The sequence below is a fragment of the Pseudomonas sp. HP_12 genome (genome assembly GCF_055283955.1).
Genome location: NZ_JBTOQG010000004.1, coordinates 150,102 through 175,029 on the forward strand (window position 1 = coordinate 150,102; position 24,928 = coordinate 175,029).

22 protein-coding genes are annotated in these 24,928 nt (G+C 62.1%); 14 read left to right on the plus strand and 8 right to left on the minus strand.

Annotated features, from left to right (window positions below):
• The first annotated feature begins 287 nt into the window (after nucleotides 1-287).
• The 3 genes from ACYASU_RS05220 to ACYASU_RS05230 all read left to right on the plus strand — a co-directional run bounded on the left by ACYASU_RS05220 (nucleotide 288) and on the right by ACYASU_RS05230 (nucleotide 2,645).
• Nucleotides 288-791: a hypothetical protein gene (locus tag ACYASU_RS05220; RefSeq protein ID WP_463582148.1), complete on the plus strand. Its 504-nt coding sequence runs from the start codon at nucleotides 288-290 to the stop codon at nucleotides 789-791.
• A 343-nt stretch (nucleotides 792-1,134) separates the two neighbouring features.
• Entirely contained in the window at nucleotides 1,135-1,986 is an 852-nt protein-coding gene (locus tag ACYASU_RS05225; protein WP_463582149.1) for a sensor histidine kinase, read from the plus strand.
• A complete protein-coding gene (locus ACYASU_RS05230; protein WP_463582150.1) occupies nucleotides 1,983-2,645 on the plus strand; it encodes a response regulator in 663 nt (220 codons plus the stop codon). Before ACYASU_RS05225 ends, ACYASU_RS05230 begins: the two co-directional genes overlap by 4 nt.
• A gap of 49 nt (nucleotides 2,646-2,694) precedes the next feature.
• Here the strand turns inward: ACYASU_RS05230 and yegS are convergent, their stop codons facing one another.
• The gene (yegS, locus tag ACYASU_RS05235; protein ID WP_463582151.1) at nucleotides 2,695-3,603 is read right to left on the minus strand and encodes a lipid kinase YegS; all 909 of its coding nucleotides are present in this window, start codon (nucleotides 3,601-3,603) and stop codon (nucleotides 2,695-2,697) included.
• A 454-nt stretch (nucleotides 3,604-4,057) separates the two neighbouring features.
• On the opposite strand from yegS, the gene ACYASU_RS05240 reads away from it, so the two are divergent.
• The gene (locus ACYASU_RS05240; RefSeq protein WP_463582152.1) at nucleotides 4,058-5,509 is read left to right on the plus strand and encodes a mannose-1-phosphate guanylyltransferase/mannose-6-phosphate isomerase; all 1,452 of its coding nucleotides are present in this window, start codon (nucleotides 4,058-4,060) and stop codon (nucleotides 5,507-5,509) included.
• 971 nt (nucleotides 5,510-6,480) lie between these two features.
• On the opposite strand, the gene ACYASU_RS05245 is transcribed toward ACYASU_RS05240, so the two are convergent.
• Complete coding sequence (locus ACYASU_RS05245; protein ID WP_463582153.1) at nucleotides 6,481-7,356, minus strand: LysR family transcriptional regulator; 876 nt, start codon at nucleotides 7,354-7,356, stop codon at nucleotides 6,481-6,483.
• A gap of 140 nt (nucleotides 7,357-7,496) precedes the next feature.
• Here ACYASU_RS05245 and ACYASU_RS05250 point away from each other — a divergent pair, with 140 nt between their 5' ends.
• The gene (locus ACYASU_RS05250) at nucleotides 7,497-9,026 is read left to right on the plus strand and encodes an MFS transporter (protein WP_463582154.1); all 1,530 of its coding nucleotides are present in this window, start codon (nucleotides 7,497-7,499) and stop codon (nucleotides 9,024-9,026) included.
• 24 nt (nucleotides 9,027-9,050) lie between these two features.
• On the opposite strand, the gene ACYASU_RS05255 is transcribed toward ACYASU_RS05250, so the two are convergent.
• A complete protein-coding gene (locus tag ACYASU_RS05255) occupies nucleotides 9,051-10,187 on the minus strand; it encodes a glycerate kinase (RefSeq protein ID WP_463582155.1) in 1,137 nt (378 codons plus the stop codon).
• 115 nt (nucleotides 10,188-10,302) lie between these two features.
• The gene (locus ACYASU_RS05260) at nucleotides 10,303-11,388 is read right to left on the minus strand and encodes a CdaR family transcriptional regulator (protein ID WP_463582156.1); all 1,086 of its coding nucleotides are present in this window, start codon (nucleotides 11,386-11,388) and stop codon (nucleotides 10,303-10,305) included.
• Nucleotides 11,389-11,576: 188 nt separating this feature from the next.
• Between ACYASU_RS05260 and ACYASU_RS05265 the strand changes: the two genes are divergently transcribed.
• Nucleotides 11,577-12,740: an alpha/beta hydrolase gene (locus ACYASU_RS05265; protein ID WP_463582157.1), complete on the plus strand. Its 1,164-nt coding sequence runs from the start codon at nucleotides 11,577-11,579 to the stop codon at nucleotides 12,738-12,740.
• 255 nt (nucleotides 12,741-12,995) lie between these two features.
• Here ACYASU_RS05265 and ACYASU_RS05270 read toward each other — a convergent pair whose 3' ends face one another.
• Nucleotides 12,996-13,709, minus strand: a complete 714-nt coding sequence (locus tag ACYASU_RS05270) for a FadR/GntR family transcriptional regulator (RefSeq protein ID WP_463582158.1) — start codon at nucleotides 13,707-13,709, stop codon at nucleotides 12,996-12,998.
• Between the two features lie 346 nt (nucleotides 13,710-14,055).
• Between ACYASU_RS05270 and ACYASU_RS05275 the strand changes: the two genes are divergently transcribed.
• The 5 genes from ACYASU_RS05275 to pncA all read left to right on the plus strand — a co-directional run bounded on the left by ACYASU_RS05275 (nucleotide 14,056) and on the right by pncA (nucleotide 19,489).
• Nucleotides 14,056-15,405 (plus strand): MFS transporter, encoded by a 1,350-nt coding sequence (locus ACYASU_RS05275; protein WP_192172347.1) that lies wholly within the window; start codon nucleotides 14,056-14,058, stop codon nucleotides 15,403-15,405.
• Between the two features lie 86 nt (nucleotides 15,406-15,491).
• On the plus strand, nucleotides 15,492-16,835 hold the full coding sequence (gene gudD / locus ACYASU_RS05280) for a glucarate dehydratase (protein WP_346627834.1): 1,344 nt from the start codon (nucleotides 15,492-15,494) through the stop codon (nucleotides 16,833-16,835).
• 170 nt (nucleotides 16,836-17,005) lie between these two features.
• A complete protein-coding gene (locus ACYASU_RS05285; RefSeq protein ID WP_423573946.1) occupies nucleotides 17,006-17,659 on the plus strand; it encodes a DUF1345 domain-containing protein in 654 nt (217 codons plus the stop codon).
• A gap of 149 nt (nucleotides 17,660-17,808) precedes the next feature.
• A complete protein-coding gene (locus ACYASU_RS05290; protein WP_463582159.1) occupies nucleotides 17,809-18,774 on the plus strand; it encodes a D-2-hydroxyacid dehydrogenase family protein in 966 nt (321 codons plus the stop codon).
• A gap of 64 nt (nucleotides 18,775-18,838) precedes the next feature.
• Complete coding sequence (gene pncA / locus ACYASU_RS05295) at nucleotides 18,839-19,489, plus strand: bifunctional nicotinamidase/pyrazinamidase (RefSeq protein ID WP_463582160.1); 651 nt, start codon at nucleotides 18,839-18,841, stop codon at nucleotides 19,487-19,489.
• A gap of 480 nt (nucleotides 19,490-19,969) precedes the next feature.
• On the opposite strand, the gene ACYASU_RS05300 is transcribed toward pncA, so the two are convergent.
• Entirely contained in the window at nucleotides 19,970-20,455 is a 486-nt protein-coding gene (locus ACYASU_RS05300) for a GNAT family N-acetyltransferase (RefSeq protein ID WP_463582161.1), read from the minus strand.
• A 175-nt stretch (nucleotides 20,456-20,630) separates the two neighbouring features.
• On the opposite strand from ACYASU_RS05300, the gene ACYASU_RS05305 reads away from it, so the two are divergent.
• From ACYASU_RS05305 to ACYASU_RS05315, 3 genes are all read left to right on the plus strand, one after another.
• Nucleotides 20,631-21,554, plus strand: coding sequence for a formate/nitrite transporter family protein (locus ACYASU_RS05305; protein WP_192172341.1), 924 nt, complete (start codon nucleotides 20,631-20,633; stop codon nucleotides 21,552-21,554).
• 359 nt (nucleotides 21,555-21,913) lie between these two features.
• Nucleotides 21,914-22,597, plus strand: a complete 684-nt coding sequence (locus tag ACYASU_RS05310) for a response regulator transcription factor (RefSeq protein WP_062387311.1) — start codon at nucleotides 21,914-21,916, stop codon at nucleotides 22,595-22,597.
• Nucleotides 22,575-23,966: a sensor histidine kinase gene (locus ACYASU_RS05315; protein WP_192172340.1), complete on the plus strand. Its 1,392-nt coding sequence runs from the start codon at nucleotides 22,575-22,577 to the stop codon at nucleotides 23,964-23,966. Before ACYASU_RS05310 ends, ACYASU_RS05315 begins: the two co-directional genes overlap by 23 nt.
• A 78-nt stretch (nucleotides 23,967-24,044) precedes the next feature.
• Here ACYASU_RS05315 and ACYASU_RS05320 read toward each other — a convergent pair whose 3' ends face one another.
• The gene (locus ACYASU_RS05320) at nucleotides 24,045-24,203 is read right to left on the minus strand and encodes a hypothetical protein (RefSeq protein WP_192172339.1); all 159 of its coding nucleotides are present in this window, start codon (nucleotides 24,201-24,203) and stop codon (nucleotides 24,045-24,047) included.
• Nucleotides 24,200-24,919 carry a zeta toxin family protein gene (locus tag ACYASU_RS05325; protein ID WP_463582162.1) on the minus strand — a complete coding sequence of 240 codons (720 nt, stop codon included), beginning with the start codon at nucleotides 24,917-24,919 and terminating at the stop codon, nucleotides 24,200-24,202. Before ACYASU_RS05325 ends, ACYASU_RS05320 begins: the two co-directional genes overlap by 4 nt.
• Nucleotides 24,920-24,928: the final 9 nt, after the last annotated feature.

The following is a 24,928-nucleotide window of genomic DNA, read 5'->3' on the forward strand; positions in this document are numbered from 1 at the left end:
CCAATAGTCATTACTGTGACGCCCTTCTCGTAAATGAATGGAGTCAGGCATGCGGTTGCGCTCGCGGAAGTTTCCCCACTACTCGCCGGAACCCTTGCGAAGGACCCTTCTCTTGAGGCCTGTGTACAGATGATCGTTTCACGCGCTCATGCTGATCACGCCACCCTGCCCGACCATTCGCAACAATCAGAAACGCCCTACAGACTTTCCAGTGCCCTCAACATTAACTTTGGGCCACTCGCCCCACGCGACCTGACGTCGCCATTTGTGAAGAGTGGAGATTGCACATGCTGAACGGCAATGAATGGCAGCAGTTGCACGCAGAGTTTCTCAGCGATACCCAGACACTCATGTGCCGCGCCGATGAATGCCTCAGTCATCTGGAATTGATCAGCGATGATGGTGACGCGATGGAATGCCTGCTCACCACATTGCACCACCTTGCCGGCAAGGCAGACACCCATCGCGTGGAAGCGGTCTGCGGTTTCGCCCGGCAGTTGCGTTATCTCCTTTACTTCGCCAGCGCGGGCGGCCACTTGCAGCCAGAGGCATTGCCCACGCTCAAGCGCTGCTTTGAGCTGATGGCCTGGCAGCTTGAACTCATCGACCCTCACACCGGATCGCTGACGCTGGACGACAGCGAGCAGCGCGGTTTGCTGGACGCATTCGCCAGCCAGTGCGGGGTGGGCAGCCCGGACAATAACGTCGCCGCCAATCCCGGCTGGTCGGTCAATCCCGGGCAGCGCGACGTGCTCGCCGCCAAGCACGCCGATCACAGTGAAACGCGATGAATGGCTGCTGATTTCCTGAACACGCACTCGACTTCCGGACTTGAAAGCTGACTGAACGGACAACCGGCTCTGTTGTTGATGTGAGTCGGGTTTCAACCTCAGCCCTTAATAACGCCGACAATTAAGGTACTATCGGCGCGCTCGAAAGAGCGCTTCAAGCAGCACTTTTTCTGTCCATTCGACGAGTCGTTCGAACACGCTGTACCCATACAGAGGAAGTACAGCACTGTGTTCTTCGCAATGCCCTTTCAAATGGCCTGGCAGATCCGTCAGGTGTAGACATCCATTATCGATGGCTTCATCCGCTATGCATGGCAGCAGCAAATTCCCTGGCTTTCTGCGAATGAACCCCGGCAGCACCATTCGCTGGGCAGCCCTGCTGTGCCTGGGGACCACGGGCTGCAATGTGATCGCGTACCTGGCGAGCGGCACCCTGCCGCTGGAGCTGGCCATCGTCAACGGGCTGGCATTTGCAGGCCTCTGTTACAGCATGACCCGCCCGAACCGGACCATTCAGTTCCAGCCCAAGGAACTCGCCGATCACATGCTGCAGGTTCAGGAAACCGAACGTCATCGCCTGAGCCGCGAGCTGCACGACGACATCGGCCAGATGCTCACGGCAGCAAAAATGCAGAGCGACTGGCTGCAGCGCCGCGCCCCGCAGGAGCTGCACGCGCAGTGCACGATGCTCATCAACACCCTTGATGAAACCCTGGCGAAGGTTCGCGACCTGTCCGCCATTCTCAACCCCCGACAGCTCACCAGCCTGGGACTGGAAGCCAGCCTGCGCGCGCATCTGCTGCGCACGCTGTCAGCCACTTCCGTGCAGTGGAGCCTGGAATGCCAGCAGCGCCTGGACGGTATTCCCGAAGAGATCGCGGTGGCGGCATTCCGCATTACCCAGGAAGCCGTGACCAATATGCTGCGCCACGCCCAGGCGCAAAACCTGCGCGTGCAACTGCAGCGCCGACCGGAAGGGTTGTGGCTGAACATTCGCGATGATGGTCAGGGATTCGCTCCTGCGCGGAGCCCCGCCGGTCAGGGGCAGCGCGGTATGGCGGGCATGGCCGAGCGCGCGAGCCTGTTGGGCGGTGAATTGAACGTCGCCAGCGAGCCCGGGCAAGGCACCTGCATTCAGGCGTTGTTTCCGTGGGCGCCGCGTGTCCGCGGACGCGCTGAAGGCAGCAAGCCGTGAGTGTCTGCAACGTACTGCTGGTGGATGATCACGCGCTGATCCGCGCCGGTGTCCGCGCGCTGGTGTCGGACATCCCGGGTTACGCTGTTATCGGCGAGGCCAGCAATGGCCATCAATTGCTGGAAATGAGCCTGCAGCTGGAACCCGACATCATTCTGCTCGACATCTCCATGGGCGACAGCGACGGGCTGGACGCCTTGCAACGCCTGCGTCAGACGCTGCCGGACAGCAAGGTGCTGATTCTGTCGATGCACACCGAGCCATGCCTGATCATGCGCGCGCTGGCGTGCGGCGCCCACGGTTACCTACTTAAAGATGCAACCGCCAGCGAGATCGAACACGCGCTGAACGCCCTGCGCGATGGCGAACGCTACCTGAGCCCGGCCGTCGCTCACACGGTGATCAGCCAGGCATTGGTCAGCAGCCAGATGACGCCCGTCGAACCTGCGGAAGGTCATAACCTCACCGCCCGCCAGCTGGAAATCCTGCGGCTGGTGGTAAGGGGCACCTCAACCCGCGAGATCGCCGGCGGCCTCGGTCTGAGCGTCAAAACGGTGGAAACCCATCGCGCGCAGATCATGAAACGGCTGCACATCTACGACGTGCCTGGGCTGGTGCTGTTCTGTGTGAGGGAGAGAATCATCAGCCTGGATGACTGATGGCGTCAGATGAGCGTGCGGTCGCGGCTCACCTGACGGTTGTTGATGCTCAGGCGAGTTGTCGCGTCTGCCCCAGCAAGGGCGAATGCGACGGCAGGTGCACGCGCAACGCGCCTGCTCGCGCCTCGAAACGGGTTGCTTCGCCGCTCAGCGGTTCGCCGTCGAGATTGATATTCAGCCCCTGCGCCGACTTGAGCTCGACCCATGGCAGCCGCGCGCGGACGAACATGTTATCGAGGCCCAGACCGCCTTCGAGCAGGCTCTTCAGCGTGCTCACCACCTCCTGGGGCGCTGGCAGAATACTGATGTCCAGCAGGCCGTCATCGGCGAGAGCTTCCGGGCACAACGGATGGCCGCCGCCCGCCTGACGACCGTTGCCGATCCCCAGCGCCAGCATCTCGCCCTTCCAGTGAAAGTCCGGGCCGGTGAATTCGCCGTAGGCCGCTTTCAACTCGCTGAAACGCGTAAGGCCGGTGAACAGATAGGCCGCACCACCGAGGATCTTTTTCAGGTCTTCGGAGGTGTTGGCGGTGACCTGGCTGCCAAACCCGCCGGTGGCCATGTTGAGGAACAGCTGACCGCCCACCGCACCCATATCAACCGCACGCGCCGGGACATCCAGCAGGTCGAGGGCCTGGTCGGGTTCCAGCGGCACACCCGCCGAACGGGCGAAATCATTGGCCGTGCCCAGGGGCATGATCACCAGACTGGCGTCGACTTCAGACAGCGCCAGCGCCTCCGCCACGTCGCGCAATGTGCCATCGCCGCCACCGGCGATGATCTGCCGATGACCGGCCTCCAGACCCTCACGTACCAGGCGCTGGGCATCGCCCGCTTCCCAGGTCACGCGCACGTCCAGGTCCCAGCCGTGTTTGCGCTTGCGCGCCACCGCCTCGCGGACATCCTCATTGAGCGCCTGCTTGCCGTGAAGAATCAGTAATGCCCTGCGCGCTGCCATGTCCCTTCCTTTTGCGTGTTCGAGTTGATGCGTGATGTGTTGACCGCGCGTGCTGCAAAAAAAGCCCGGTGGATGAAAAATCTTTTAACCCGGCGTCCTCGACAGGAAACGCTTTGGCATTCATCCGGACACGGCTGAAGTTGGATGCCAGCCCGCTCAGTGATGGCAAAAAGCCTTAAATGGCAGAGACTTACGCGCGCCGGCCTTGCCACCGCTCTGGGTTCACCTACGGGCAACGCCGAGTTGCCGGGGGTTTACGCCCCGTAAATAGGGGACGAGAGGCGTTAATTCCGCGTTACAACCCCTTGAAATGCGCGGGCGGAAAGCGCCTAATCGACAAATAATTGGCTAATTCGCCCGAATGCTACGATAAAGTCATTAAATTGACTTTCTTCGGAATGATCGGGAGTGCAGCCCCAGTCATTGATTCATGGATCGAAGAGGCGAGAACCCCATGCAACTGATTCCCTGCATTATCGCTGGCGGCGCCGGCACCCGGCTGTGGCCTGTTTCACGGGAGGCAATGCCCAAACCCTTCATGCGCCTGCCGGACGGCGAAAGCCTGCTGCAGAAGACCTTCAATCGCGCTAGCCAGCTGGACGGCGTCGAAAGCGTCCTCACCGTCACCAATCGGGAAGTGTATTTCCGCACCGTCGATGACTACCGGCTGCTGAACAAGCACCAGTTGGCGCTCGAGTTTCTGCTCGAGCCGTTCGGCCGCAACACCGCACCGGCCATCGCCGCCGCGGCGCTGCACGTTCAGGAGCGCTATGGCGACGACGCGCAGCTGTTGATTCTGCCGGCGGACCAGTTGATCACTGACGTTGCCGCGTTCGAGGCCGCCGTGCAGAGCGCACGCAAACTGGCCGACGAGGGCTGGCTGGTGACGTTCGGTCTGATCCCCTCCCGCGCCGAAACCGGTTTTGGCTACATCGAGAAAGGCCAGGCCCTCAGCAGCGAGGCTTATCAGGTCGCGCGCTTCGTCGAGAAACCCGATGCCGTGACCGCCGAGGACTATCTCGCGGGCGGTCTGCATTTGTGGAACGCCGGGATGTTCTGCATGCGCGTCGATGTGCTGCTCGCAGAGCTGGAAGTTCACTCGCCCGACGTGCTGACCGCCGTGCGCCATTGCCTGGCGCAGTGCAACAGCAAGGAAGGCCGCAACGAGTTGCAGATCGAGCTGGACAGCACGACCTTCGCCCTGGCGCCGGACATTTCCATCGATTACGCATTGATGGAGCATTCGCAGAAGGTGGCGGTGGTGCCGTGCGAGATGGGCTGGAGCGACATCGGTTCGTGGCAGGCCATTCGCGAGCTGAGTCCGGCCGATGAACATGGCAACCGATGCAACGGCGAGGTGGTGCTGCACGACGTGACCAACTGCTACATCGACTCGAAGAAGCGGCTGGTGGGTGCGGTGGGTCTGGATAACCTGATCATCATCGACACGCCGGATGCGTTGCTGATTGCCGACGCCGATCGCAGTCAGGAGGTCAAGGTTATCGCGCAGGCGCTCAAGCGTCAGGGGCATCCGGCGTACTTGCTGCACAACACCGTGACCCGGCCGTGGGGGACTTACACGGTGCTGGAGGAAGGCAAGCGTTTCAAGATCAAGCGCATTGTGGTCAAGCCGCAGGCGTCGTTGTCGTTGCAGATGCATCACCACCGCAGCGAGCACTGGATTGTGGTCAGCGGCATGGCGAGGGTTACCAATGGGGAGAAGGAGTTCATGCTTGACACCAATGAATCGACCTTCATCCAGCCCGGGCACACTCATCGGCTGGTCAATCCGGGGGTGATTGATCTGGTGATGATCGAGGTGCAGAGCGGGGAGTATTTGGGAGAGGACGATATCGTGCGGTTTACGGATGTGTATGGGCGGGTGCCTGAAGCAGCCAAGATTTAGGCGTTTCGCAGGTCCACCGCTAGACCCCCGGTGTTGCGTACGAAGGTCAAAATCAAGAGCGTCTGCCTAGGGGCAGACTGTTTCGGCTTCGCCGAGTTACTTGGAAAAGCACCCCAAGTAACCAAGGGTGCTTGCTCCTGGTTTGGCCCCTCGTTCCTCGGGGTTCCTTCACTCCGGCCTCGCTCCGTGGGCCCGCCGCCATCCGCCATCCATGGCGGGGGGCGGCTCTCGCGGCATCCATGCCGCTCGGCCCACTCCACGAGACCTGCGTTCAGCCTGCACCCAAGTCGCGATTTGTGGTGTCTGGGCTTTTGCGTATGAAGAGCAAGAGCAGATCAGAAGCAGATCAGAAGCAGATCAGAAGCAGATCAGAAGCAGATCAGAAGCAGATCAGAAGCAGATCAAGAGCTTCCCGGCTAAAGCCGGTCCTACGAGTACCCGCCGTTTGATCGTTCCCACGCTCCGCGTGGGAATGCATCCCGTGACGCTCCGCGTCATTTCCCCAGGCCCGAATGCACGTCCTCTAAGGGACGCAGAGCGTCCGGCGCGTCGTTACCACGCGGAGCGTGGGAACGATCAGAAACAGCGGCGGCGACCTCGACTGTAGGACCGGCTTCAGCCGGGAAGCCTTTGCTTTTGCCCTCGATTTTGCTTTTGATCTTCTTGCGCAGATAGTTCAGACGACACAATCCGCGACTTGGGTGCAGGCTGAACGCAGGTCTCGCTGCGTGGGCCGAGCGGCATGGATGCCGCGAGAGCCGCCCCCCGCCATGGATGGCGGATGGCGGCGGGCCCACGGAGCGAGACCGGAGTGAAGGAACCCTGACGAAGGAAGGGCCTAACCAGGAGCAAGCACCCTTGGTTACTTGGGGTGCTTTTCCAAGTAACTCGCCGAAGGCGAAACAGTCTGCCCCCAGGCAGACGCCCTTGATCTTCTCTAAGCAGCACCGCGCAATCGGGCGAGATTGACTTTACGACGCGCCGGCAGCTTTGACGTACTCAACAAACCTGATCACCGCCGGGGCCTTTTCGTGGCGTCGGTGGATCAGCGACAACGACGAGCTCGGCTGGCAATCCTCAATCCGCCGATACACCACATTCGGCAGACGAATGTGATCCACCACCGACTCCGGCACCACCGCCACACCCTGACCGAGACTCACCAGCGCAATCACCGACACCAGCCCGCCCGGCTGCGGACCCAGGGTCGGCGCGAAACCGCCATGGGCGGCCACCTCCAGGGTGCCGGAAATCTGCTCAGGCAGGATGAACGTCTCGTTCTGCAGGTTCACCCCATGGATGACCTTCAGCTTGCACAGCCACGAACTGTCCGGCAGCGCCAGGGCAAAACCCTCCGTCAGCAACTGCACGGCGCTCAAGGAATCGGGCAACTGCATGGGAGAGCGGATGAAACCCACGTCCAGCCGCCCCTCCTCTATGAGCCGCGGCAGTGTCGGCATCAGGTGCTCGTTGATGCTGAATTCGACGTCAGCGTGGCGCTCACGAAACTGGCAGACGTGGCGCTGCAATACCCCGGAAAACACCGCTGAGGCGACGTAGCCCAACTCGATCCTGCCGGCCTCGCCACGGCCGGCGCGCTGGACGTTGTACTGCGCGGTTTCAAACTGACGCACCGCCAGTTCGGCCTCGATCTGCAGCGCGCGCCCCGCTTCCGTCAGCCTCACCTCCCGCTGCTCGCGCAGAAACAGTCGGGTGCCCAGCGCGTTCTCCAGGTCCTGAATCTGCCGTGTGAGCGTGGGCGGCGCGATGCCCAGTTGCTCGGCGGCGCGGGTGAAATGCCGATGGCGGGCAACGGCCAGAAAGTAGCGAAAGTGACGAATTTCCATGGAGCGTTACCTGAGAGGTAATGAAAAAGCGGGGAGCGGGTAACAGAGCATAAGGCATATCCCCTTACTCTGTTCAGGCGACGAACCCTTTAATAGCGACCTGCGTTAGTCAGCACCTAACAGCGTCCGGAGCCCCGCAAATGTCTCGACCCAGCCCCCGCATGACCCTGCTCACAGCCTGCGGCGTGTGCGCGCTGATTGTGCTCGACACCAACATTGTCGCCGTGACCCTGCCGAGCATCGCGCGTGATCTGGGCGTCGGTTTTGCCGACATCGAGTGGGTGGTCAGCGCCTACATGCTGGCCTTCGCCGCGCTGTTGCTGCCAGCGGGCAGCCTGGCCGATCGCTTTGGGCGCAAGCGCATGCTGATCACCGGGCTGGTGCTGTTCATCCTGGCATCGCTGGGTTGTGGCGCGGCGCCGGACATTCTTTTCCTTGACATTGCCCGGGCGATCAAAGGCGTCGGCGCGGCTTTGCTGCTGACCTCGGCGCTGGCGACCATCGGCCACGTTTTCCACGACGAAGCCGAGCGCGCCAAGGCCTGGGCGTTCTGGGGCGCGTGCATGGGTGTGGCCATGACCGCCGCCCCCACGATCGGCGGGTTGATTGCCGAGCTGATCGGCTGGCGCTGGATTTTCTACCTCAACCTGCCCGTGGGTCTTGGGCTATTGTTGATGGTCATGCGGAACATCCAAGAGTCACGCAACGAGCAGTCGGCGCGTCTCGATCCCTGGGGCAGTCTGTTTTTCAGCACCAGCCTGCTGAGCCTGATCTGGGGCCTGATAGAAGCCAACCGAATCGGCTGGGACCATCCGCTCACGTCCATGCGCCTGGCAGCGGGGGCGGTGCTGCTCGTGCTGTTCGTCATCGCCGAGCGCCTGCAACGCCGGCCGATGGTCGATTTGCAGCTGTTCAACTACCCGCGCTTCATCGGCGCCCTGCTCGGCATGTTCGCCTACGCCGGCTGCGCCCAGGTGATGATGACGTTGCTGCCGTTTTACCTGCAGAACGGCCTGGGCTTCAGCGCCATTGATTCGGGGCTGGGGATGCTGCCGTTCGCGATCACCATGCTGCTGTTGCCGCGCTTCGGGCCGACGCTGTCACGGCACCTGTCGCCGGCCGCCATGATGGCGCTGGGCCTGACCCTCGTGGGCGTCGGCAACCTGCTGTGCGCCTGGGCCACCGGGATTGGCGGCTACCCGGCGTTCGCCGCAGCGATGGCGGTGACCGGTGCGGGCGCGGGCTTGCTCAATGGTGACACGCAGAAAAACATCATGGCCTGCGTACCCCGCGAACGCACCGGCATGGCGTCGGGGATGAGCACGACCATGCGGTTCAGCGCGATCATGCTGGCGATCGGCGTCTATGGCGCGCTGCTCGCCAGCCATACGCTCGGATCGCTGAAGAACACACTGGCGACCGTCGCGCCCCACCTTCTCGATCAGGCCGAGCACATCGCCTCACGGGTGGTGGCCGGCGACATGGACGCTGCGCTGCAAACCGTCGACGCCAGCGCGCGGGGAATGATTCAGCCGCTGGCCCGGGACGCCTTTGTCTCGGGCTTCGGCTCGGTGTTGTGGGTTGCGGGCTTGATCGCCCTGTTGGCCGCGGTGCTGGTGGGCACCTTAATGCGCAGGCCCATTCCGCTGATGCACCTGAAGACCGCCTGATCGAGGCGACCGCTCAGTGAATCTTTAGCGGGCCGCGAGGGCCCACACCCGGGCGATATCCCGCGCGCGGTCATGGAGCAACGTCGCCGCGTTGGCGCAGGCGAACTCCAGCGTCATCGGCCCGCTGGTCACGGCGAAGGCGGCGCTGATGCCGTGGGCATACAGGTCGGCGTAGCCTTCCCCTAATGTCCCGGCCAGCACGATGACCGGCACGTTGTTGCGCTGAGCCATCCGGGCGACGCCGAAGGGGGTTTTGCCGCGCAGGGTCTGGGCGTCGAAACGGCCTTCGCCGGTGATCACCAGGTCGGCGCCATCCAGTGCGTCGGCCAGTCCGGTCAGGTCGGCGACCACCTCCACACCGGGGCGGAACGACGCGTTCAAATAGGCCTTGGCCGCGAAGCCCATGCCACCTGCCGCACCGCTGCCGGGGTATTCGCTGTCGTCGCGACCCAGTGCCTGAACCGAGTGCTTGGCGAAATGCCCGAGGGCTGCGTCCAGCGCCAGTACCTGCTCAGGGGAGGCGCCCTTCTGCGGGCCGAAGATGTGCGACGCGCCTTGCACCCCGCACAGGGGATTGTTGACGTCAGCGGCGACTTCGAACTGCACGCTATTCAAGCGCGGGTCGAGCCCGGTCAGGTCGATACGCGCCAGGTGCGCGAGGGCCAGGCCGCCGGGAGCGAGGGGTTTATCGTCGTGATCGAGAAAGCGCGCACCCAGCGCCGACAGCATGCCGGTGCCGGCATCATTGGTCGCGCTGCCGCCGATGGCCAGGATTACCCGCTCGGCGCCGGCATCCAGCGCGGCCTTGATCAGTTCGCCAGTGCCAAACGTGCTGGTGATGGTCGCGTCGCGCTGGTCCAGGCTTAACAGTTGCAGACCGCTGGCCATGGCCATTTCGATGATCGCCGTACGCGTGTCCGCCAGCCAGCCCCACTGCGCCTGCACGGGCTGCGCAAGCGGTCCGCTGACCTGATTGCTCATCCACTCACCGTCGCACGCCGCCAAGACCGCTTCGATGGTGCCCTCGCCGCCATCAGCCATCGGGCACTCGACCAGTTCGGCGTCAGGCCAGACGTCGATGAGCCCGGCAGCCATGGCGTGGGCGACACTTTGGGCGCTGAGGCTGTCTTTGAACGAGTCCGGGGCGATGACGATTTTCATGTTGTTCTCCTTGTCTGATGGCCGATCTTCGCACCCTGAAGCGACTTTACCGCCTTACGCTTGCACAACAGGCGGCTCGCTCGGTTGTTCATACGAACAACGCTGCGACAGCGCTTTACCTGACCACCATCTGCGCGCCGAGGTACAGGCGCAGCAGGTCTTCGGTCCGGTAGGGATCGCAGCCGGTCAGTTCGGTGATTTTTTCAAGGCGGTAGCGCAGGCTGTTGCGATGGATGCCCAGTGCGTCAGCGCAGGCCTGGCTCTCGCCGCTGTAGTCGAACCAGGCGCGCAGGGTGTCGAGCAATTGCGGGTTATCGAGCAGGCGTTTGATCGGCTCGGCGATGCCTTGGGCCAACCAGTCGTGGCGGTTGCGCCAGAACAGCAGCGCGACGCGATGGCTGGCCAGCCGCAGCAGTTTGACGGTCGGCCGCAAGTGGCGCGCGTAATCGAGCAGGTCGCGGGCGGCGGTGCAGGCGGCGCGCAGGGAGGCCAGGTCCGCCGAGGGTTCGACGGTCGCCATGCGTTGCACGGGCCAGCCCTGTTCGTTGAAAAGCTCCAGCAGCAAGGCGTCGTCGCGGTCCTTGCCCACCGCGCGGCACCAGTAGATCAAACCTGGCTCGCACGGCAGGCACCAACTGTTGGCGTAACGCCCCATCAGCCACGCACTCATCGCACCGGCATAGGTCGCGCCTTCAGGCAGTTCGAGCAACACGGCCTGGCGCGGCAACTGCGGCTGCAAACCCAGCTGTTCAGCTTCGGCGACCAGATGGGCAGCGCTGTCGCCGAGCAATATCCGCGACAGCAAATCTTCACTGCGCTGATGCCGCCATTGCTGATCGGCCTGCTGGCGTCGATGCTCCATGAGCATCTCGGCGGTCATTTTCACCAGCTCCGCGTAGACCCGCACGTCATCGGGCTCGCCGGTGATGCCGAGCACGCCGATCAGTTTCTGATCCAGCATGAGCGGCAGATTCACCCCCGGGCGCACGCCGTCGAGCTGTCGGGCGGTGTGCGAATCGATCTCCACCACGCGGCTATTGGCGAGGACCAGCTGCGCCCCTTCATGCCGGGTGTACAACCGCTCCGCCTCACCGCTGCCAATAATGATGCCCAGGTAATCCATGACGTTGACGTTGCACGGCAAAATCGCCATCGCCCGGTCGACGATGTCCTGGGCCAGGGCGTGGTCAAGGGCGAACATGAGGGGTGTCTGCGCAGCGAAGGGAATGAGGGTTCATACACATCAGGTCTTGTTTTTGTGGGTGGTGGGAGTCTGCCTGAATTTTCCCAAGACTTCTCGCGCCAGACCCGCTGCGTTGATATCCAGCAGAGGCAGGCCATGGCAGAGTGCGACCATACCTTTATGGCCATCTCGAGCAATGTCTACTTATGTTGAGAACCGCCGTCAAAAAGCTACACCGCCTCACCCTCCTCCTCTCCGCCCTGACCCTTCAGGCCTGCGCCTCCACCGAGGTGCCTCTGGGGCAGGTGAGTTTTGCCGAATATCGCCAGCAGACCATCGCCTGGATGGAGCAGAACCGGACCTTTCAGACGCCTGATCACCCTACCGAGATCGAGTGGAATGCACCTCGGGAATGGCGGCCCAAAGCGCCAGCCACGCGGGGGATTTTGTTGGTCCATGGCCTCGGCGACTCGCCGTGGTCGTTCAATGACGTCGGCGAGGCGCTCGCGGCGCAGGGGTTTCTGGTGCGCACGGTGTTGCTGCCGGGGCATGGCAGCAAGCCGGCGGACATGCTGGATGTGACGCTCAGTCAGTGGCAGCAGGTGGTGCGCGAGCAGACGCAGCTTCTTGAGCGGGAGGTGCCGACGGTGTATCTGGGCGGGTTTTCGACCGGTGCGAACCTGGTGCTGGATTACGCGTACGAGCACCCGAATATCGCCGGTCTGGTGCTGTTTTCGCCGGCCTTCAAACCGGCGAACACCTACGCCTGGGTCACCCAATACATCGGATGGTTTCGCCCCTGGCTGGCGAAACCGGATGATGGCGTGCGCCCGATGCAGACGCCGGTCCGCTACCTGAACGTGCCCACCAACGGTTTCGCCCAGTTCTACCGCAGCGCGCTGTTGGCCCAGAAGCACCTCGACAAAGGGTCCTACGACAAGCCGGTGTTCGTCGCCATCACCGAGCACGATTCGGTGCTCGATACCGGTTACGTGCTGGACACCTTCAACGCGCGCTTCACCCACCCGCTCAGCCGACTGATCTGGTACGGCAACGACCCGGCCGCGGCGCAGAAAAACCCGAAGGTGCTGGTGCGCAGCGATCTCTTGCCGGAATACCGCATCGCCCAGTTCTCGCACATGGGGCTGATGTTCTCCCCCGCAAACCCGTTGTACGGGGTGAATGGCCGTCAGCGGATCTGCTGGAACGGTCAGTCATCCGCCGACATGCAGAAATGCCTGAACGGCGAGCCGGTGTGGTATTCGGATTGGGGCCATCGTGAACCGGGCAAAGCCTTCGCGCGGCTGACGTTCAATCCGTATTTCGAGTGGCAGTCGGGGGTGATGATGGAGGTTCTGGCGTCCCCATAGTGGGACCGGCTTCAGCCGGGAAGAGGCCAGTGAGAGCAACACACATTTCGCGGTGTGACACCCGACGCCTTCCCGGCTAAAACCAGTCCTACAAGAAGACCGCGTTCAAATAGTGGGACCGGCTTCAGCCGGGAAGAGGCCCGTGAGAGCAACACACATTTCGCGGTGTGACGCCCGACGCCTTCCCGGCTAAAGCCGGTCCCACTATTGGCCGCAGTCACTCTCACTTACTGCATCCCCATCAACCGCGCGCCATCACTCAACCGGCGCCAGCCGCTCGCGACTATTGCTCAGGTGAGTCCACATCGCGGCGCGGGCGGCGTCGGGGTCCTGGCGGCGGATGGCGGCGAGGATGGCTTCGTGTTCGAGGTTGGCCAGATACGCACTGTGGGTGAGGCTCGCCCCGGCCCGTTCGCTGGTGGCGATGCGGCTGCGCGGGATAACGGCGATGCCGAGGTTCTGCAGGATCTCCACGAAATACGGATTGCCGGTGGCCTCGGCAATCAGCAGATGAAAGCGTCGGTCCGCTTCGACGCAACTGTCTTCCTTCGCCAGCAGGTCCTGATAATCATCCAGCGCGGCGCGCATCGCCGTTAGCTGTGATTGACTGCGGCGTTGCGCGGCCAGGGCGACGGCCTGGGTTTCCAGGCCCATGCGCAGTTCGATGATGTGCCGCACGCTGAACGCGGTTTCCACCTTCAGGTGCAGCCCGCTCTGCTCCGAACGTGCCAGCACGTAAGTGCCTTTGCCCTGATGGGTCTCGACCAGCCCGGACGCCTGCAATTTGGAAATCGCTTCGCGCACGACGGTGCGGCTCACGCCATGCTCGCGGACGATCTCGCTCTCCGACGGCAACTTCGCACCCGGCGCAATGGTGCCCATCAGGATCCGCTGACTCAGGTCGGTGACCAGGTCCGTCGCCAGGCTGTGTTGGCGACGCTTGGGTGACAAGGGTCCGGGGCTGTTCAAAGAAGTCGTCCTATAAGTACTGAAAAGAACGGCAGCCGCCGAGGCCTGCCATCCACTTGTATTTTCCTGACCACCCGCGCTCGTTGCACGCACTCAACCACTCGCCGGAAACTCATCGCGACACGGTCAGGACCCTTGAAAACAGAGCCAAACAGCAGCGCCCAGCAACTCATTCCACTTGTCAGACAGGCGAGCCTAGCCCGACGAAATACTTCTCGCAACCCCCGTAAATCCGGTTGCCAAGGTCATCATTACTTGTATGATGACTGGCAACAGGGCTTACACACCTTGTCACACACAACGTGCTTGACCACCCGCATAAAAATAATCAGTGGGAGTTACCAGAGTGAACACATCCTCAACACGGGCGGATGACGCCTCCGATTCCGTCCTGCAATCGGCGGTCTCGAAAGTCAAACGACACATCCTGCCGCTGTTCGTCATCATGTTCATCGTCAACTACATCGACCGGGTCAACATCGGCTTCGTGCGTAGTCACATGGAACATGACCTGGGTATCGGCGCGGCGGCCTACGGCTTCGGTGCCGGCCTGTTCTTCATCGCGTATGCGATGTTCGAAGTCCCCTCCAACATCCTCCTGCAGAAAGTCGGCGCGCGCATCTGGCTGACCCGCATCATGCTGACCTGGGGCATCGTCGCCGCCTGCATGGCGTTCATTCAGACCGAAACCCACTTCTACATCCTGCGCTTCCTGCTGGGCGTGGCCGAAGCCGGGTTCTTCCCGGGCGTGATCTACTACTTCACCCGCTGGTTGCCCGGCGTCGAGCGTGGCAAGGCCATCGCCATCTTCCTCAGCGGCTCGGCCTTCGCGTCGGTGATCTCCGGCCCGCTCTCCGGCCTGTTGCTGCAGATCGACGCGCTGGGCTACCACGGCTGGCAGTGGATGTACTTCATCGAAGGCATGTTCTCCGTCGGCCTGTGCTTCTTCGTCTGGTTCTGGCTCGACTCCAAACCCCACGACGCCAAATGGCTGACCGAGGCCGAGAAGGACGCGCTGGTCAACACCATCGACGCTGAACAGAAGGCTCGCGAAGCGGCCAACCCGGTCAAGCTGTCCATCGGCAAGCTGCTCAAGGACCCGCAGATCATCCTGTTCTGCCTGATGTACTTCTTCATCCAGCTGACCATCTACGCGGCGACGTTCTGGCTGCCGAGCATCATCAAGAAGATGGGCGACCTCACTGACTTCCAGGTTGGCCTGTTCAACTCGATCCCGTGGTTTATCGCCATCGTCTGCATGTACGGCTTCGCCTCGCTGTCGGCCAAGTGGAAGCACCAGCAAGCGTGGGTGGCCGTCGCGTTGTTGATCGCGGCAGCGGGGATGTTCATGTCGACCACGGGCGGTCCGGTGTTTGCCTTTGTTGCGATCTGCTTCGCGGCGATGGGCTTCAAATCGGCGTCATCGCTGTTCTGGCCTATCCCCCAGGGCTATCTGGATGCACGGATCGCCGCGGGGGTCATCGCGCTGATCAACTCCGTGGGCAACCTGGGCGGTTTCGTTGCACCGACCACCTTCGGCATCCTCGAACAGCAGACCGGTTCGATCCAGGGCGGCCTGTATGGCCTGACCGTCACCTCGATCATCGCCGCGATTCTGGTGTTCACCGTGCGCACGACGCCCAAGCCCGGCGCGGTGCCGGTGGCCAAGGTCGACGTGACGCCCAGCCACACCTGAGCCAGGCGCTCCAAGCGCTGAACTCGACGTTCTGAACCCTTTAAAGAAAGCGCCACGACGCGCCCGGTATTACCAAGGATTTAGCGATGAACACACAGACTTCCGGCAGCACCCCCGTCATCACCGACATGCAGGTCATTCCGGTGGCTGGCCACGATGACATGCTGCTCAACCTCAGCGGCGCCCACGGCCCGTATTTCACCCGCAACATCGTTATCCTCAAGGACAACGCCGGCCACACTGGCGTGGGTGAAATCCCCGGCGGCGAGAAAATCCGCCAGACCCTCGAAGACGCCCGGTCCCTGGTGGTCGGCAGCAGCATCGGCAACTACCAGAAGATCCTCAACGACGTGCGCCGCACCTTTGCCGAGCGCGATGCCGGCGGTCGCGGCCTGCAGACCTTCGACCTGCGCATCACCATCCACGCGGTGACCGGCATCGAAGCGGCGGTGCTGGATTTGCTCGGTCAGCACCTTGAAGTGCCGGTCGCCGCACTGCTCGGCGAAGGACAGCAGCGTGATGAAGTGAAGATGCTGGGCTACCTGTTTTACGTCGGCGACCAGACGAAAACCAACCTGCCCTATCGCACCGAAGCCGACGCGGACAACGAGTGGTTTCGCGTTCGTCACGAAGAAGCACTGACCCCGGAAGCAGTCGTGCGTCTGGCCGAGGCGGCGTATGCGCAATACGGTTTCGAGGACTTCAAGCTCAAGGGCGGCGTGCTCAGCGGCGATGCGGAAATCGAAGCCGTCACGGCACTGGCCGAACGCTTCCCGAAAGCGCGCATTACCCTCGACCCGAACGGCGCCTGGTCGCTGAAAGAAGCGGTGCGTCTGTGCCGCGATCAGCACAAGGTGCTGGCCTATGCCGAAGACCCCTGTGGCGCCGAGAACGGTTACTCGGGCCGCGAAGTCATGGCTGAATTCCGTCGCGCCACCGGCCTGCGCACCGCCACCAACATGATCGCCACCGACTGGCGCGAAATGGGTCATGCCATCCAGCTTCAATCGGTGGACATCCCCCTGGCCGACCCGCATTTCTGGACCATGCAGGGTTCGGTGCGCGTCGCGCAGATGTGCAACGAGTGGGGCCTGACCTGGGGTTCGCACTCCAATAACCACTTCGATATTTCCCTGGCGATGTTCACCCACGCCGCCGCCGCTGCGCCGGGCAACATCACCGCCATCGACACCCACTGGATCTGGCAGGACGGCCAGCGCCTGACCAAGGCACCGCTGCAGATCATCGGCGGCAATGTGCAGGTGCCGAAGAAGCCGGGACTGGGTGTTGAGATCGACATGGATCAGGTCGCCAAGGCCCACGAGCTCTACAAAGGCATGGGCCTCGGCGCGCGGGATGACAGCGTCGCGATGCAATTCCTGGTGCCGAACTGGACGTTCAACAACAAGCAGCCGTGTCTGGTGCGCTGATCGACTGACCCGAGCCGGTCCCACTGCGGCTGAACAGCGGCGACCGGACAGAATCACCTAAATTGCCAAATGGCGACCGGCGCGTAACCCCTTGCGCGCCGTTTTTCTTCATCATCTCCCATAGCGGCTGCGTGCTACTGTTCGCGCATCTCACTGCCGTGAAGTCCTCCATGTCCCGCCTTGCCAAGACCCACCCTCGCCTGACCATTGCCACCCTCGTCGGCGTCGCCGCCGGTATCGCCAGCGTGTTCGTCGCCCCGGATATTTCAGTGATCAGCAAATGCCTGATCGGCTGGAACGTCGCCGGCTGGCTGTACATGGCGATGATCATGCGCCGCACTTTCAAATCCAGCGCGGATGACGTGCGCCGGGTCGCGGAAATCGAGGACGAGAACGCCGGCGTGGTCCTGTTCGTCGTCTGCGTGGCGGCGATTGCCAGCCTGGCGGCGATCATCCTGGAGCTGGCCGGCATTCAGGACATGAAGGACGCCGACAAAGCGCTGCATTACGCCTTCACCGGCTTCACCATCCTTGGCTCATGGCTGCTGATCGGCGTGGTCTTCAGCCTGCACTACGCCCGGGTGTTCTACACCTGGCGGGGCGACAAGCCGGCGCTGCGCTTTGCCGATGGCGAGGAGAACCCGGACTACTGGGACTTTCTGTATTTCTCCTTCACCTTGAGCGTCGCCGTGCAGACTTCCGACGTCGGCGTCGCCACCCGCGGTCTGCGCAAAGTGGTACTGGCGCAGTCGCTGATCGGCTTTGTATTCAACACCTCGATTCTGGGTTTCTCGATCAACATCGCGGCCGGGTTGTTTAACTGACATTTAGCGCAGGTACTGGCATCTTCGCGAGCAAGCTCGCTCCCACAAAGAAGCCCATTCCAAGCGGTTTCGGGCTTCCAGAGCCGTGCAGGCAGGCGTACTGTGAGCGCCACAAAATCCAACATCGCTGCTGAACGAGGTCTCGCTCAATGACTCAGGATTCCGGGTTGAAGATTGCCGTACTCGACGACTGGCAATCGGTCGCTGAAAACGTTGTGGACTGGACCGTATTGAAGCCGATCGGCGAGGTCAGTTTTCTGCATGACTACCCGGCCGAAACTGACGCCATGGTCGCCCGCCTCAAAGACTTCCAGATCCTCTGCGTGATGCGCGAGCGCACGATTTTCGATGACGCCCTGCTCAGTCAACTGCCGCACCTGAAACTGCTGGTCACCGGCGGCATGCGCAACGCGGCGCTGGACCTGAAGGCCGCCGCACGCCTGGGCATCACTGTGGTCGGCACCGACAGCTACAAGTACGCGGCGCCGGAACTGACCTGGGCGCTGATCATGGGCGTGACCCGCAACCTGGTGGACGAAGCCAATTCCCTGCGCGCGGGCGACTGGCAGATCGGCATCGGCAGCGACCTGTACGGCAAGACCCTGGGCATCGTCGGCCTGGGCAGCATCGGCCAGAAGATCGCCCGCTACGGCAAGGCCTTCGACATGAAGGTCATTGCCTGGAGCGAGAACCTCACAGCCGAACGCGCCGCCGAGCATGGCGTGACGTACGTCAGCAAACAGGCACTGTTCGAGCAAGCGGACGTGGTGTCGGTGAATCTGGTGCTCAGCGAGCGCAGTCGCGGGCTGGTCGATGCCGATTCGCTGAAGCGCATGAAGTCAACGGCCTATCTGGTAAATACCGCGCGCGGGCCGATCGTCGACGAAGAAGCGCTGATTGAGGTGCTCAGGCAGAAGAAAATCGCCGGCGCCGCGCTGGACGTTTACAGCGTCGAGCCGTTGCCGGCCGATCATCCGTTCCGCACGCTGCCCAACGTGCTCGCCACGCCTCACGTGGGTTACGTGACCGAGAACAACTACCGGATGTTCTTCAGCCAGATGATCGAAGACATTCAGGCCTGGCACGCCGGCGCGCCGATCCGCGTGTTTGCCTGACCGCGATTTTCACTCATTGCCTCAAGACCCAGCCTCAAGACGCACTGCATCAAGGGCTCAGATGATGACCACGCCGCTTTCCCGCTTGCCCTCCGACTCCCGCGCCGCGTTGCTGGTGATCGACATGCAATACGACTTCATGCCCGGCGGCGCGCTGGCCGTGGCCGAAGGCGATGCGCTGGTGCCGCTGATCAACCGCCTCGGCGCGCAGTTTCGCAATGTGGTCATGGCCCAGGACTGGCACCCGCACGGGCATGTGTCGTTTGCGTCCAGCCATGCCGGGCGGGCGCCGTTCGACAGCATCACCCTGCCCTACGGCGCGCAGACGCTGTGGCCCGATCACTGCGTGCAAGGCAGCCACGGCGCTGCATTGCACGCGGACCTGAATATCACCCACGCGCAGTTGATCCTGCGCAAGGGCTGCAACGCCGGGATCGACAGCTATTCCGCGTTCGTCGAAGCCGACCGCACGACGCGCACCGGGCTGGCCGGGTATCTGAGCGAGCGTGGTATCGACAGCGTGTTCGTGGTCGGTCTGGCCCTGGATTTCTGCGTGGCCTGGACCGCGCTGGACGCCCGGGCGGCGGGTTTCAACACCTGGGTGATCGCCGACGCGTGCAAGGCCATCGACCTGAACGGCTCGCTGGACCAGGCCTGGAAAGACATGGCCCTGGCGGGCGTCAACCGGATCGACAGTGCAGAGCTCACTGAATAAACACACAGCCCCCTGTGGGAGTGAGGTTGTTCTCGAAGAGGCCGGGACATTCAGCCACTTTCTCTGGCGGCTGAAAGTCAGTCTTCGCGAGCAAGCTCGACTCCCACAGGATAGTGGTGCGCCTCGGAATCTCAGGTTGCTGCAGGACTTGTGGGAGTGAGCTTGCTCGCGGAGAGGCCGGGACGGTCAGCCAGTTTCTCCGGCGGCTGAAAGTCAGTCTTCGCGAGCAAGCTCGACTCCCACGGGATGGTGGTGCGCCTCGGAATCTCAGGTTGCTGCAGGACTTGTGGGAGTGAGCTTGCTCGCGAAGAGGCCGGGACATTCAGCCACTTTCTCCGGCGGCTGAAAGTCAGTCTTCGCGAGCAAGGTGGAGCGCCACCCCGGTCACTCCCACGGGATAGTGGACTGACTCTATATTTCGGCCAGTTCGTAGGACCTGTGGGTGTCCGCATCCGCAGGCAGCTCCTACAGCAATAGGCCTCAATCCTGCCCCAACGCAAAGCGTTTCAACCCTTCCCCCTCCATCCGGTAGCGCACCCACTCGTCCTGGGGCTCGGCGCCGATTGATTTGTAGAAGTCGATCGCCGGCTGGTTCCAGTCCAGCACGCTCCATTCAAGACGACCGCAGCCGCTGTCATGGGCGATCCGGGCCAGATGGCGCAGCAGTTTCTTGCCGGCACCGGCGCCCCGATGCGCAGCGGACACGTACAGATCCTCAAGGTACAGGCCCTTGCGGCCCAGCCAGGTGGAATAGCTCAGGAAGTACACTGCGAAACCAATGGGCTGGCCGTCCAGCAGGCAGATCAGCGCCTTGGCCGGCGAAGCTTCGTCGAACAGACTTTGCTCAATGTCAGCGACGCTGGCCTTGACCTCGTGCTCGGCTTTTTCGTAGATCGCAAGCTCGGTGATGAAGCCCAGGATGACGGCGGCGTCGTCACGGGTGGCATCGCGGATGTGAAGGCTCAAAGGGGGGGCTCCCGGGTCAGTGAAAAGGCTGGCGCCGTTGGCGAACGACGGGTGACGGATTGTGTCTCAAGCAGCAGCGCCGCGCAGCAAGCACGTGCACGCCAGCCGCCGCCTCCCTCGAACATCGAAAGCAGAATGCTCTGCCCAAGAGCACTGAATCATCCAAAGGATCGCCATGGAACACGAACCAGACGGCAAGACCCCCGGCCTCACGGCGGAAGAAGAACGCGACATCGATGAAAACCAGCCGCCCCGCGCCGCCGTCCTCCACGAAACGATCCGCATGCAGGGCGATCAGGAGCTGGAGCGCAACGTCGCGGCGCTGTTCTGGTCGGCCCTCGCGGCCGGGCTGACCATGGGCCTGTCGCTGATGGCGATGGGGCTGTTGAACTCTCGCCTGCCCGATGCCGAAGGCTTCAAAGTCATCGCCAGCTTCGGCTACTGCGCAGGCTTTCTGGCGGTGATCCTCGCCCGTCAGCAACTGTTCACCGAAAACACCCTGACCGCCGTGCTGCCGGTGATGAGCAAGCCGACGCTGAAAAACGTCGTCCGCCTGTTGCGGCTGTGGACCGTGGTGCTGGTAGGTAACCTGTGCGGCACGCTGCTGGTGGCCTACGTCATGCTGCACCTGCCGATCTTCGACACCAAGACCGACCAGGCTTTCCTCGAAATCGGCCGCAAGGTGATGGAGAACGACAGCGGGCAGATGTTCGCCAAAGGCATTATTTCCGGCTGGATGATCGCCACCATGGTGTGGATGATCCCGTCCATGGAATCGGCCAAGGTCGCCATCATCGTGATGATCACCTACCTGATGGCGCTGGGGGATTTCACCCACATCGTGGTCGGCTCGGCGGAAGTCTCGTATCTGGTGTTCGCCGGCGAGCTGCCATGGAAGGATTTCTGGCTGACATTCGCAGGCCCGACCCTGGGTGGCAACATCATCGGCGGCAGCTTCATCTTCGCGTTGATCAGCCATGCGCAGATCCGCAGCGAAGGCGAAACGCCGGACAAAAAAGGCCAGAAGAAAGCGCTGGACGAAAAGCTTAAGCAAGAGCTGCGTCAGCCCAAAGCTGAGTCCGATCGAAAAGGCGCTTGAAGCGGTAGGAAATGTGACAGTGACCATTGTGCCTAGGTCTGACACTGGTCATATGGGGGTGACCGGTGTACGTGAGTCTGACACAGGTCATGTGGGAGTGAGCTTGCTCACGAAGGCGTCGGACCTGACAGTCAAGGGTCGCCTGATACAACGCATTCGCGAGCAAGGTGGAGCGCCACCCCGGTCGCTCCCACACTGATCGCTGACCTGTCAGGAATCGAGCGCCTGCCCCCTCCCCCCGGCGCGCTTGCTAGCACCAAAAAGCCCCTCATGCCCTTCTTAAATTATTTTTAAGAAATCCGGACTACGTTTAAAGGCAAAATGCAGCCTTCTGTCCTCTCACGTGGCCCTGATCTCACATGACGCGAATTCTGACAATCGAAGACGATGCCGTCACCGCGAAGGAAATCGTTGCCGAACTGAGCAGCCATGGCCTGCAGGTGGACTGGGTCGACAACGGTCGCGAGGGCCTGGTCCGCGCGGTCAGCGGCGATTACGACCTGATCACCCTCGATCGCATGCTGCCGGAAGTCGACGGTCTGGCGATTGTTACCACCATGCGCGCCCTGGGTATCGCCACGCCGATTCTGATGATCAGCGCGCTGTCCGATGTAGATGAGCGCGTGCGCGGGTTGCGCGCGGGTGGGGATGATTACCTGTCCAAACCCTTCGCCTCCGACGAAATGGCCGCCCGGGTGGAAGTCTTGCTGCGCCGCAGCAATCCGGGAACCCAGGCCGAGACCATGCTCAAGGTCGCCGACCTCGAACTCAATCTGATCACCCGTGAAGCCAGCCGCGCCGGGCAGCCGCTGAACCTGCTGCCGACCGAATACAAGCTGCTGGAATTCCTGATGCGCAACAGCGGGCAGATCATCACCCGCATGATGATTTTCGAAGAAGTCTGGGGTTATCACTTCGACCCCGGCACCAACCTGATCGACGTGCACATCGGTCGCTTGCGCAAGAAAATCGATCCCCCTACCCTGACGCCGCTGATACGTACCGTTCGAGGCTCAGGTTATGTCATTGCCGAACCCGTCTAAGGGCTGGCGCTCCTCCAGCAGCCGGCTGCTGGCGCTGTACAGTTTCCTGTTTGTGGCCTGGAGCAGCATCCTCATGGGGGTGCTGTACTGGGAAGTCACCAGTTACCTCAACACCCTCGCCCGCCACTCGTTGATGCAGCGCCAGCAGTTGTTCTCGCGATTCGAAGGCGCACAGCTGGACGACGCGTTGCGCACCAGCGACAAATTCGACATGCGTTCAGTCGACGCCTACGGGCTGTTCGACAAGGACATGAACCCCATCAGCGGCCCGATCCAGAGCATTCCCGACGGCCTAAAGCTGACCGGGGAAATTCAGGAACTGGCCACCTGCATCGATTCCGATGACCCAGACCTGCCCAGCTCGGGCTGCGACGCTGTGGCGATCCATACGCTGGATGATCGCTGGCTGATTCTGGTGCGCGACAACGGTTCGCTGTTCGCCGTGACCACGCTGATTCTGCGCGCGCTGCTGTGGGGTATTTCGCTGACGATCATTCCGGGTATCGCTGGCTGGCACTTGCTGGGACGCCGGCCGCTGCAACGCATCCGGGCGATTCAGGCCAGCGCCGAGGCCATCGTCACCGGTGATCTGGCCCGCCGCCTGCCGGTGTCGGACCGCCGCGACGAGCTGGACATGCTCGCCGACATCGTCAACGCCATGCTCGACCGCATCGAGCGCCTGATGAACGAGGTCAAGGGCGTCTGCGACAACATCGCCCACGACCTGCGTACCCCGCTGACCCGGCTGCGCGCGCAGCTGTACCGGATTCAGCAGCAGTCCCCGGAAGATTCGGCGCTGGGCGAGCAAATGGCCCAGGTGATCGCCGACGCCGACACGCTGATGGCGCGCTTTCGCGGGCTGCTGCGGATTTCAGAGCTGGAAGATCACCAGCGGCGTTCGGCTTTCGGTCAGCTCGATCCGCAGCCGCTGTTGCAGGAGCTGCACGATTTCTACCTGCCGCTGGCCGAAGAAGGCCGCGTCTCCTTGCAGCTGAAAGTCGCCGAGCACCTGCCGCCGCTGGTGGGTGACCGCGCGCTGCTGTTCGAGGCGCTGTCGAACCTGCTGAGCAACTCGATCAAGTTCACCCCGCCGGGCGGGCAAGTCCTGCTCATCGCCCGCGCCGAAGGGGAAACCACCTTCATCGAAGTTCAGGACACAGGCCCCGGCATCCCCGATGCCGAACGCGAGGCTGTGTTCAAGCGCTTCTACCGCAGCGAAAACGGCAATCAGCAAAGCGGCTTCGGCCTGGGATTATCCATCGTCGCCGCGATCGTCAACCTGCACGGCTTCAAACTGCGCATCGGCAGCAGCCCGTCCGGGGGCGCGAGTCTGGTGCTGGAATGCCGACGGGTGCTGGCGTTGGGGTGAAGGGGTGGGGCTTTGGGCTGCAAGCTGCAAGCAAAATCGACAAAGCCGCCTCAAGGGCGGCTTTGTTATTGGGGGGCGTTACATTTTCCGGGCTTGCTCGATGATCTTTTCCTGCCGCGCCCAGGCTTTCTCCATGACCTCCAGATAAACCCGTTCCTTCTCCTCGAAGGTGGCGTTGCGGACGAAGTCGGAAAGGGTCCTTTTCAGTTTTGGTAAAGGCTTGTCAGGCGAACTCATTTCAATCCCTCGTGTGCATTCAGCATCCTGAGTAGTGACGCTGGATCGTAGTTTTCAGGGATGTGGTCGTCAACACGCTGAACATTTTCCTGATACAACCGAGTCCCGCCCTTGTCATTTTTAAGAAGCACATCAACGGTGACCGCATGACCGAACTCGCTTTTGAGGCGGTTTACTGCGTCCCTTGCGCTGAAGTATTGCCTGACAAATTCGCTTAGCGGGATGTTGCGCCCCTCGACTTGCTCTCTTGCGGTGACGAATCTCCAGGCCAGTGCAGGGTCCTGATACACGTAGATGATGAGCACAAATCTTCCGCGCCCAACGGACCTACGGATGTTTCGCGCGACAATATCGAAATTCGCTGACGTCCCATCCAGTAGAAATGACTGCTTTTGCTTCAGTGCCTGGTCGTGAAGTTTCTCGACCAGCACTGAAACCGCATGTTGAAAAAGGTAGGCATTTCCACCTGTATACGTCGGAATCTCTGCCCTCAGAAGATCAGGGTCGATCCGCACGGTAGAAGACTCGAATCTGTTCATGAATTCGATGGATGTCTCCGTCTTTCCTGCACCCGGGGATCCCGCCATGAAGATTGAGACGGGACAGTCATCAGGCACGTAAACCAATGGATCCGTCAGCCTCCTCGCAATCTCCTTCCTGTTCGCCTTGGCAAACACAACAGCCTCTTCTGATATCCGTCGATCATCCGTATCCACAGTCACCCA